At 59.7% G+C, this 2,965-nt stretch carries 5 protein-coding genes; 2 read left to right on the top strand and 3 right to left on the bottom strand.

What is annotated here, in order from left to right; genetic code table 11:
- Nucleotides 1–449: 449 nt before the first annotated feature.
- Nucleotides 450–707 carry a DUF6894 family protein gene (locus MOX02_RS30000; protein ID WP_174804988.1) on the bottom strand — a complete coding sequence of 86 codons (258 nt, stop codon included), beginning with the start codon at nt 705–707 and terminating at the stop codon, nt 450–452.
- Between the two features lie 629 nt (nt 708–1,336).
- On the opposite strand from MOX02_RS30000, the gene MOX02_RS30010 reads away from it, so the two are divergent.
- On the top strand, nt 1,337–1,768 hold the full coding sequence (locus MOX02_RS30010) for a hypothetical protein (RefSeq protein ID WP_147029412.1): 432 nt from the start codon (nt 1,337–1,339) through the stop codon (nt 1,766–1,768).
- Between the two features lie 119 nt (nt 1,769–1,887).
- A complete protein-coding gene (locus MOX02_RS33110) occupies nt 1,888–2,157 on the top strand; it encodes a DUF6894 family protein (RefSeq protein ID WP_373866796.1) in 270 nt (89 codons plus the stop codon).
- A 4-nt stretch (nt 2,158–2,161) separates the two neighbouring features.
- Here MOX02_RS33110 and MOX02_RS30015 read toward each other — a convergent pair whose 3' ends face one another.
- Nucleotides 2,162–2,305 carry a hypothetical protein gene (locus tag MOX02_RS30015; RefSeq protein WP_244948463.1) on the bottom strand — a complete coding sequence of 48 codons (144 nt, stop codon included), beginning with the start codon at nt 2,303–2,305 and terminating at the stop codon, nt 2,162–2,164.
- The coding region (locus tag MOX02_RS30020) for a site-specific integrase (protein ID WP_147029413.1) at nt 2,295–2,965 on the bottom strand (671 nt) is incomplete at its 5' end. The genes MOX02_RS30020 and MOX02_RS30015, both read right to left, overlap by 11 nt.

Raw genomic sequence — 2,965 nt, forward strand, 5'->3', positions numbered from 1 at the left:
CTAAGAGGGTTCGCGGAAAATGTGCACGGCCGAAGGAAGGGAGAGATCCAGCCGTGCCTAGACTCAACCTCCCGACATATCGGCCGTTCCCACATGCCCTCAGCAAGCCTCTAGGAAGCCCTATGGCTGGTCCTATGCTTTGCCCCTAATGGGGGCTGCCTCGCGTCGCAATGCCTGGCCCTGACCCAACCTTGGCTAACCGGAGCAGCACCCAGGCTCATCCAACGGAACGGCTCTGCTCACTTTCAGGTTGGATGTACTGCATCACCCTGAGGACCAGGGCATGAGGAATATCATAGACATCGTGGGTCTGGTTGTGGTGGTCCTGGCGGTCTTGTCGCTCATCGGCCTCCGGGGCTGAACCCCTCACTCCCACCCTGGCTCAAATTGAAAGACCGAGGGGTCCGGTACGGGGGAAACCGGGTGAGATCGAATAGCGATGTGGGCTCTCACATTTTTGCGGCGTATCTCGGCCGGACTGCGCTGTCTTCGTCCAGGTAGATCACGTGCCGAACACGGTCGCTTTCATCCCTGACGACCATCTGCCAGCCGCCGCCAAGCTCAGCGAGTTCTCCGCTCTCTCGCATCTCCTTGATCGCCACCAAGGCTTGCCCCAGAGCATGATCGATACCTGAAGCCTCTACCCCATCCTCATCGGCAATGGTGGCTGCACCATCGGTCAGGTCGAAGTGGAAGCGCTCAGCCATGGACCTGCCTTACCCGTTTCAAAGCACCCGAGGATAGTACGGAGGAAATGGGCTGAACGGGGGCGAGGAGGGTGTTTCCCTTCGTTCATCCTCTACCGCTGGCAGTTCGTTTGAACCCCTGAGACTGCTAGCTCGAAATCGCCTTGAGCACTGCGGAGCCGGCCGAACTCCAGACTGCACTCGTCTTTACCCTGGCTGTCGCTGACGCAACTCGCGTATCGCTTAAGCCGTGACGACACATCGCTAATAGCAAGATTGTAGGTGCTGATCGCGTGGGAGCAGTCGGCCAGTGCAGGGCTCACACTTAGGATGCCAAGGCTTAGGCTCGACAGGATCAGCATTCCACACTTCGTCATTGGTCACACGCCAGCTACAACTTCGTTGGGAGAGGTAGCTACAGTCCCTTAACCACCCGTTGCCCAAGTGCCGTCACCGGTCCCATCCCTGCTGAAACAATGGCACCGAGAGGGTGGCCCGGGGGGAACAAGGGTGAGATCGACTGGGGGGTAGGGTCTCAGATTTTTCCGAGTCATTTTGCGTCCAACCACTTCCATTGCGGCAGGTGCCCGCCTTGACTACCGTGGCTCTTCGTCTGCGGCAGAGCATCAAGGCTGCCCCCAGCCTACTTCATGGTGAGCGTCGGATGCGGCGGCTACCTCCGGCCTCATGGTGAAGGCGGCCGATCTAATCCAATTCAGCCGGGGTTCAGGTCGCTCAAGCGCTACTCCATTGCCATGAAGGGGTTTATTATCGCCAAGCACTCAGGCGGCACCCCTGCTAACAAGGCTCGTGGGGTATCAGCGCTCGCCATTGATGAGGGTGAGAAGATGTTGGACGACTCGCTGGATGGCACGATCCAACCGGACGACAGGCTGCCTCACCGCTATCGTGCATTTATCCTCGATGCGGACGGTAAGGTCCTGCGCTCCGATCCGCTTCCAGCACGGGACGATGAGGCCGCCCTCAGGCTCGCCGGCGCCTTGGTGGATGGCCATTCGGTCGAACTCTGGGATGGCATGCGCTTCATCGAGCATCTCGATCCTCTCGGTTCCACCAAATAGGCCACGGCCGCTCGGAACCATTGCTGCACGTTAGCCCTTGCTTTCTACCGGCGCTGGCGGTGAGCTTAAGCACTCGATTGCCTCATTCAGCCGAGCCGTTGCTTTGATAGTGTAGAGCCGTGACGCGCTTTTTCTTCGACTTGCACAGCGATAGCTTATCCACATGGGACGATGATGGCTTAGAGTGTGAAGGCGCCGATGGGATCTTGCGGCACGCAATGGATCTGCTGAATGGTCTTTCGGAAGCCGAGGCTCTGAGGAGTGGCCACGCTGTCGTATCCGTACGCGATGATAGCGGTTTTGTGTTGCTGACCGCGACTCTCAAGCCGAACTCAGAGCCGAGCCTGAGGTGGGCAAGGCCAGCCGCAGCAGGGCCAGCAATAGGCTGAGCCGTTAGGTCTGACCGAGGCTTACCTGGGCCAGCTTCTCGGCAAGCGCCTCCCTTCTCAGGTGGGTGTAGCGCATCAGCATCCGGGTATCCCGGTGCACGCTCATCAGCGCCACCTCGGGTATGCTCAGGCCAGCCTCAGATCTCATACCTGGGGAAGCGCTTCATCGCGTCAGCCAGCATAGCCAGAGAGGGTGTCTCGTACTTCCGCCCGACCGATGCGACCCGATGGCCTGTCACTGCATCCCTGAGCCGTTCCTCGATGCCAGCACCGAGCGCTCTGGTCTTCCACGTGTGGCGCCAGCCGTGGTTTGGATCTACGTCGGGATCGAGGTTGACGGTTTCCCGCACCCACCTGGCTACTTTATTCGCCCTGAGTTCAGCCGGTGAAGCAGCGGAGCCTTTCCTGTGCCTAGCAGGATCGTAGAACAGAGGGCCTGCCCCTGCCTCCTTTACGAACTCAAGGAAGCCTTGCTCAATGAGGTGGGGGTGAACCGGCACCGTCCTTGGCTCACCGGTCTTTGTCACCCGCAGGTCCATCACAGCGGTCCCACCCTCAACCCTGATGTCTCGACCCTCAAGGTGCGTAAGCTCAGCGATGCGAGCCCCGGAGTAGGCAGCAAGCCACGGACACCAGCGGCAGGCATCAGTGAGAGTCGGGTTCTTCTCGTCCCGGATGGCCGCTGAGGCTGCATTCAGGATCGCAGCTATCTCGCCTTCCCTGAACGTCTTCTCCCGCTTAGCGACCTTCCTGGGCTCATCGAGGTGTATGCCCTTGGCTGGGTTCTCTGAAAGCAGCAGCTTCCCTT

Source organism: Methylobacterium oxalidis (assembly GCF_007992195.1).
In the GTDB taxonomy this organism is placed as follows: Bacteria; Pseudomonadota; Alphaproteobacteria; order Rhizobiales; family Beijerinckiaceae; genus Methylobacterium; species Methylobacterium oxalidis.